The sequence below is a fragment of the Ramlibacter sp. genome (assembly GCF_028291745.1).
Lineage (GTDB): Bacteria > Pseudomonadota > Gammaproteobacteria > Burkholderiales > Burkholderiaceae_C > Ramlibacter.
In genome coordinates this window covers 33682-40050 of sequence record NZ_JAQGNQ010000147.1, presented here as the reverse complement: position 1 = coordinate 40050, position 6369 = coordinate 33682, and the positions used below count along the sequence as shown (strand labels likewise).

General features: G+C 68.3%; 7 protein-coding genes. 2 read left to right on the top strand and 5 right to left on the bottom strand.

Annotated features, from left to right (window positions below; all coding sequences use genetic code 11):
• Both JWP60_RS26635 and JWP60_RS26630 read left to right on the top strand, forming a co-directional pair.
• A partial coding sequence (locus JWP60_RS26635) for a tripartite tricarboxylate transporter substrate binding protein (RefSeq protein WP_299798640.1) occupies positions 1 to 925 on the top strand: 925 nt, incomplete at its 5' end.
• A gap of 10 nt (positions 926 to 935) precedes the next feature.
• A complete protein-coding gene (locus tag JWP60_RS26630; protein WP_299798637.1) occupies positions 936 to 1664 on the top strand; it encodes a hypothetical protein in 729 nt (242 codons plus the stop codon).
• A 1-nt stretch (position 1665) separates the two neighbouring features.
• Here JWP60_RS26630 and JWP60_RS26625 read toward each other — a convergent pair whose 3' ends face one another.
• From JWP60_RS26625 to JWP60_RS26605, 5 genes are all read right to left on the bottom strand, one after another.
• Positions 1666 to 2991, bottom strand: a complete 1326-nt coding sequence (locus tag JWP60_RS26625; protein ID WP_299798634.1) for an MFS family transporter — start codon at positions 2989 to 2991, stop codon at positions 1666 to 1668.
• Between the two features lie 164 nt (positions 2992 to 3155).
• Complete coding sequence (locus tag JWP60_RS26620) at positions 3156 to 3530, bottom strand: hypothetical protein (protein ID WP_299798632.1); 375 nt, start codon at positions 3528 to 3530, stop codon at positions 3156 to 3158.
• 147 nt (positions 3531 to 3677) lie between these two features.
• On the bottom strand, positions 3678 to 4808 hold the full coding sequence (locus JWP60_RS26615) for an MFS transporter (protein ID WP_299798629.1): 1131 nt from the start codon (positions 4806 to 4808) through the stop codon (positions 3678 to 3680).
• Positions 4808 to 5857: a PHB depolymerase family esterase gene (locus JWP60_RS26610; protein WP_299798626.1), complete on the bottom strand. Its 1050-nt coding sequence runs from the start codon at positions 5855 to 5857 to the stop codon at positions 4808 to 4810. The genes JWP60_RS26615 and JWP60_RS26610 overlap by 1 nt, the downstream gene beginning before the upstream one ends.
• A 19-nt stretch (positions 5858 to 5876) precedes the next feature.
• Positions 5877 to 6302, bottom strand: a complete 426-nt coding sequence (locus tag JWP60_RS26605) for a CopG family transcriptional regulator (RefSeq protein ID WP_299798623.1) — start codon at positions 6300 to 6302, stop codon at positions 5877 to 5879.
• Positions 6303 to 6369: the final 67 nt, after the last annotated feature.

Here is a 6369-nt window from a genome sequence, read left to right as displayed (position 1 = left end):
CGCGACGCTGGTGCGTGCGGCCGAAACTTTTCCGGCCAAGCCGCTGCGGATCATCGTACCGTTCGCTCCGGGAGGCAGCGTCGACATCTCGGCGCGCGTGCTCGCAATTCCGCTGTCCGAAGAACTGGGCCAGCCGGTGCTGGTCGACAACCGGGTGGGTGCCGGTGGCCGCATCGGGGGATCGGCAGTGGCCAAATCGGCGCCCGACGGCTACACCCTCTTGGCCGGCTCGAGCGGATCCCTCACCGCCATGGAAGCCGTCGCGAAGTCGATGCCCTACCACGTGCTGCACAATTTTGTGCCGCTCACCTTGATCAACATCACGCCGATGGCGGTGGTGGCCGGCCGCGGATCGACGGCGAAGGACCTGCCCGAGCTGATCGCGTCGGCCAAGGCGAACCCGGGCAAGATCGGCATCGGCTCGGCCGGCCTGGGCAGCTCCAACCACCTGGCCATCGAGTTGCTGCAGGCCGTCAGCGGGGCCCAGTTCCTCCACGTCCCTTACAAGGGCAGCGGCCAGGCGCTCACGGATCTCCTGGGCGGGCAGATCCCCATCATGGTTGACCAGATCGCCTCTTCACTCGGCTATGTGAAGCAAGGCCAGCTGCGGGTGCTGGCCGTCATGAGCGACAAGCGCTCGCCCTTCCTGCCCGATGTGCCGTGCACGGCCGAACTGGGTCTGCACGGTGTCGAGGCTGCGTCGTTCACCGGCATACTGGCCCCGGCCGGTCTGCCGGAGCCCGTGCGGGCCCGGCTCGAAGCGGCGATCATCAAGGTGTCGAGCCGGCCGGAGGTGGTCCAGCGCTTCAAGGAGCTCGGCGCCGAGCCGCGTGCGGTCGGCACCGCGGGATTTTCCGCTTTCCTGCAGTCGGACCTGAAGAAATGGCAGGAGGTCGCGGCCAAGGCCCAGATCTCCATCGAATAAGGACACAGACATGGACAACAACGTCATTCGAATCGGGCTGGTCGTTCCGCCGGGAAACGTGGCGATGGAGCGCGAGCTTCCCCAATACCTGCCGCACGGGGTGGCCATGAACGTGAACCGCTTGTCACGCCCGACGCCGGCGGTGACGAAGGAATCGCTGCTGGCCATGGTCGGATCGCTCGACCAGGCGGTGCGCGACCTGACTTTTTGCTACCCCAAGCCCAGCTCCTTCATCTACGGCTGCACCAGCGGCAGTTTCGTCAACGGGCCCGGCCGCGAGGCCGAGCTGGCAGATCGCATCACCGAGTTGACCGGCGTGCCGGCGGTGACCACCTCCAGCGCGATCCTGATGGGGCTAAAGGCCGTCGGCGCGCGCAGACTTTTCATGCTCACGCCTTATGTGGAAGACGTGACGCGGCACGAAGTCGAACTGCTGGAGCATCATGGCTTCACCCTGGGCGGTGTGGACTCGTTCAACTGCGCCGACACGCGCGACATCGCGAAGATATCGACGCAGCAGGTGGCCGACCGGGTGATGGAGCACGCCGCGGCCATCAAGCAGTGCGACTCGGTCTTCATCAGCTGCACGCAGCTTCTGACGATGGACAAGATCGATGAGCTCGAAACGGCGCTCGGCAAGCCGGTGGTCACGTCGAATCAGTGTTCGCTGTGGGCCGGGCTCAAACTCACCGATGCGCCGCCGCCCCGCAACGCGCCGGGCGCCTTGTTCCGCCGATAGCCTAGTGCTCGTGCAGCAGGTAGCTCGGATGCCGGGGTATCCGCAGGCTGACCAGGAAGGCCACCACCATCATGGCCGACACGTACCAGTAGAACGCCGACTCGTCGCCCAGGCACTTGAGCCCGAGCGCGACGTATTCGGCCGAGCCGCCGAAGACCGCATTGGCGATCGCGTAGGCCAGCCCGACACCCATGGCGCGCACTTCAGCGGGAAACAGCTCGGCTTTCACGATCGCGCTCACCGACGTGTAGAAGCTGACGATGGCCAGCGCCAGCACGATCAGCGCGCCCGCCGCCAGCGGACTGCGCACGTGCCCCAGCGCCATCGAGATGGGCACGGTGGCGATGGCACCCAGCGCACCGAACAGCAGCATGTTGCTGCGCCGCCCGATGCGGTCGGACAGCGCGCCGAACAGCGGCTGCATGCACATGAAGATGAACAGGCACACCGTCATCACGTTGCTGGCCGTGCGGATGGACATGCCCGCCGAGTTCACCAGGTACTTTTGCATGTAGGTGGTGAAGGTGTAGAAGATCAGCGAGCCGCCGGCCGTGTATCCGAGCACCGTGAGAAACGCGGCGCGGTGGTCGCGCAGGATGGCGCGGAAGGTGCCCGCGTCCTTGCTCGCGCGGGTCTGCGCCGTCGAGGTCTCGTGCAGCGTGCGGCGCAGGAACAGTGCGGCCAGCGCGGCGATCGCGCCCACCACGAAGGGGATGCGCCAGCCCCAGGCCTTCAGCTCGGACTCGTCCAGGAACTGCTGCAGCACCACCACCACGAGCACCGCCAGCAACTGCCCGCCGATCAGCGTGACGTACTGGAACGACGACAGGAATCCGCGTTGGCCGCGCAGCGCGACCTCGCTCATGTAGGTCGCGGTGGCGCCGTATTCACCGCCGACCGAGATGCCCTGGATGAGGCGCGCCAGCAGCAGCAGCGCCGGCGCCCATGCACCCACCGAGGCGTAGGTCGGCAGCACCGCGATCAGCAGGGAGCCTCCGCACATCATGCCCACGGAGATGAGCAGCGACGTCCTGCGGCCGCGCCGGTCGGCGATGCGCCCGAACAGCCAGCCGCCCAGCGGCCGCATGAGGAAGCCGGCGGCGAACACGCCGGCGGTGTTCAGCAGTTGCGCGGTCGGATCGGACTTGGGGAAGAAGGCGGAGGCGAAGTAGATCGCACCGAAGGCGTAGATGTAGAAGTCGAACCACTCCACCAGGTTGCCGGACGACGCGGCCATGATGGCAAGGATGCGGGTGCGGGTCTCCTCGCCGGTGTAGTGCGGCGGGGCCGCGGTGTCGATGTCGGGGCTTGCTGTGGCTGTGGTCATGGGCGCTGGAAGTCGTTGGCAGGACGCGCAGCACGACTGCCTGCGCGCGCGTGCGACGCGAGGGGGTCATTGTTTGGCTTCGTGCTGAGCGCCAGGCGTTGCGGCGCGCTCCGATGCTTGTAGGACGGGCGCTTTGCCGCGGAGAGCGCGGCACCGAGGAGTGCCTAGTTCGTCGCAGAGTCGGCGCAGGGGCCGAGACGCGCTCCGTGCAGCCTTTGCGACAAGGTCATGTTCTTGCCGCCCATCTTGAGGTTCAGCACGGCAGTGACCTGCGCCGCATCGACATCGAAGACCGCCGATCCGCTGGCCGCCTCGCGATTCGCACACGACAAGGTGAAGTGCAGGCCGTCGATGGCATCTCCGTCCGGGACGAGCGCGCATCCCGTGAAGGCCTGATGCCGCAGCAGCGGAAACAGCGCAGTCGCATCCGCCGCACGCAGGCACTGGTGTCCGCGCGTGGTGGCATAGCGCAACGCCTCCTCGAGATGCGGAAGCACGGTCTCGGTGGTCAGGTCGTATTCGCCCGCAGGAATGGCCACGGGCGTCGCGGCATGGCACGAAATGCAGATTGCCGCGACCAGGCACGCAAGCAAGCGCGGAATGGGCGAAAGTGCAGCGTGCATCGAATCTGGCCTTGTGAGCGGCAAGACTACGCCCCCGCGCGCCGGCGGGCAAGCACTGTGCCCCTACGTGGCCCTGCCCAGCGCGCGCCGCGCCAACGCAGCCACGACCACGGCAAAGAAGATCACCACCAGCAAGCCCGCCGCCAGCGATCGCGCTTGCGCAATGAAGCCGATCAGCGGCGGGCCGGCCATCATGCCGAGATAGCCCATGGACGAGACCGCCGCGATCCCGTGCGCGGCCGCGATGCCGGGCAGCTGGCCAGCGGCGCTGAACAAGACCGGCACGATGTTGGCGAAGCCCAGGCCCACCAAGGCGAAGCCCGCCAGCGCAGCCGCGGGATACGGCACGGCAAGCGCCAGCGCCATGCCCGTCGCAGCCAGCAAGCCGCTCGCGCGCAGCAGGGTCGCGGGCCGGATGCGCGCGCGCACCCAGTCACCACCGAAGCGGCCCGCGGCCATCGCCCCACTGAAGCTGGCGTAGCCCAGGCTGGCGATGCCTGCCGGTGCGGCCAGGTCCTGTCGCAGATAGAGCACGCTCCAGTCGTACATGGCGCCCTCGCCCACGAGTCCCAATGCGGCCATCAGGCCCAGGAGCACGAGGGGACCGCGGGGCAGGCTCAGGGGTGCGCCCTCGGCGTGCGGCTCGCGCGCCTGCCGCAGCATGAAGGGGCTGGCAGCGAGTGCGAGTGAACCCAAAACGACCGCGGCCCCGGCCAGGTGTCCCGTGGCCGACACGCCGGCGGCCGCCAGCACGCTCCACGCTGCCGCGCCCACCATGCCGCCGAGGCTGAACATGCCGTGGAAGCCGCTCATGAGCGGGCGGCCCGCCTGCTGCTCGATGGCGCTCGCCTCGTCGTTGATGGCGACATCGAAGATTGCCGCGGCCATGCCGTAGACGAGCATCAATGCGAGCAGCAACGCATAGTGCGACGTGCTCAGCAGGCTGCCGATGGCGGCCATACAGATCACCGCCATGACCGGCACGACCCGGCGCGGTGCATGGCGGGCCAGCACCCGCCCCGCCTGCAGCAGCGCGAGCACGGCACCCGCACCGCTCGCCAACATGGCGATGGCCAGCGATCGCTCGCCGAGCCCGTAGTGCGCCTTGACGCTGGGCACGTGCACGCCCCAGGTGGCAAAGAGTGCGCCGGCGACGAAGAACTGGGCGCGCAGGGCGCGGACGGCAGGCTGCATCAGCTGCGCGGATGCTCCAGGAAGAAGCGCAGCATCTCGCCCGATGCATCGGGCCCGGCGCCGTCGGTATAAGAGCCTTCCGCACTGCCGCCGGACCACGCGTGCGCGGCGCCGTGCACGACCCAGTGTTCCGCCTGCACCTTGCCGCCGGCGGCGCGATGCAGTTGCCGGGTATAGCTGCGGCCACTTGGCGCCTTCACCCGCTCCACTTCGACCTGCGTGGCGCCGGCGACGCTGGCCGCAACCACCTGCGCGCCGTTGGACGGATGCACCGTCGCATCCGCATCGCCATGGAAGACGATGGTGGGCCGGCCCGTTGCAGTTGCGGGCTTGGCCGCGCCGCCGCTGCGCATCGCCGCCAATGCCGAGGGCAGATCGCCAGCCGCACCCGCGGCCAGGCCCGAGTGCACGCCGACGGCGGCAAACAATTCGGGATAGGTCTCGCCCAGGATCGCTGCCATCGCGCCCCCCGCGGAGAGCCCGGCGACAAAGACGCGCGCCGGGTCGACGCGGTGGCGCGCCATCACTTCACGCGTCATGCCGGCCAGCAGCGCGGGCTCGCCGCGCCCGCGCGCCTGGTGGCTGTGCTTGAACCAGTTCCAGCAGCCTTGCGGATTGGCCTTGCGCGACTGCGCCGGGTACAGCACGTAGCAGCCACGCGTGCGCGCAGCCTCGTTCATCCGCGTGCCGGCCGCGAAGTCCGCGGGGTTCTGCGTGCAGCCGTGCAGCATCATGACCAGGGGCAGAGGCTCGTCGCCCGCATGCGGCGGGATGAACAGCATGTACTCGCGGGCGCTGGTGCCGCAGTCGAAGCGACCGCTGATGAATTGACCTTGACCGACCTGGTTGGCCGGCGCCTGGGAGGGCAGCTCGCGTGCCTCGACATCGACAACGATCTCGCCCGGCAGCGCGGGGTGGCGCGGCGCGGTGGCGCCTTCGGGGACGGCGCCATTCAAGGCAGCGTGGATGGCGGCAGTGGCGCCGCGCAGGTCGCCGGACCGGGTGAGCCGGGTGGCGTCCTGCAGCAGGCGCTGGAAATCGGGGTGCATGGGTACTTCCTGGTTGGGTTCAGCGGATGCGCTTGCTGAGAGCGGCCTTCACGGCCGGACTCGCATGCAGCGCACCCAGAACGGTGAGCGATTCGATGGTGGCGAGCGCCAGTTCCGGCGACACCGCCGGGTCGATGGTGGCCAGCCCCAGCACCCGGATGTCGAGCTTGCGGCCGGCGTCCTGCAGCGCTTCGAGCTCGGCCTTGGTGATGTGCTGGATGCCCAGGGACAGGGTCTTGCGCGCCACCACCTGCCGCACGTGCTCGCCGTGGGCGACCAGCTGGTTGCGGATGGCGGTGCGGATGAGGTCGGTGCGATTGGCATAAAAGCCTTCCTGCACCAGCAGATCGATCTGACCCAGGTCGACGCAACCGAGGTTGATCGTGATCTTCTCGTCCACCGGTTTGGGCGTGGCGACGACGGACTTGGTGCTTGCCTTGGGCATGGCACCATCATATATCTTCCATCCACTTGGATGGTAAGAAGCTGTATACGAGAACTTCTGACTTCAC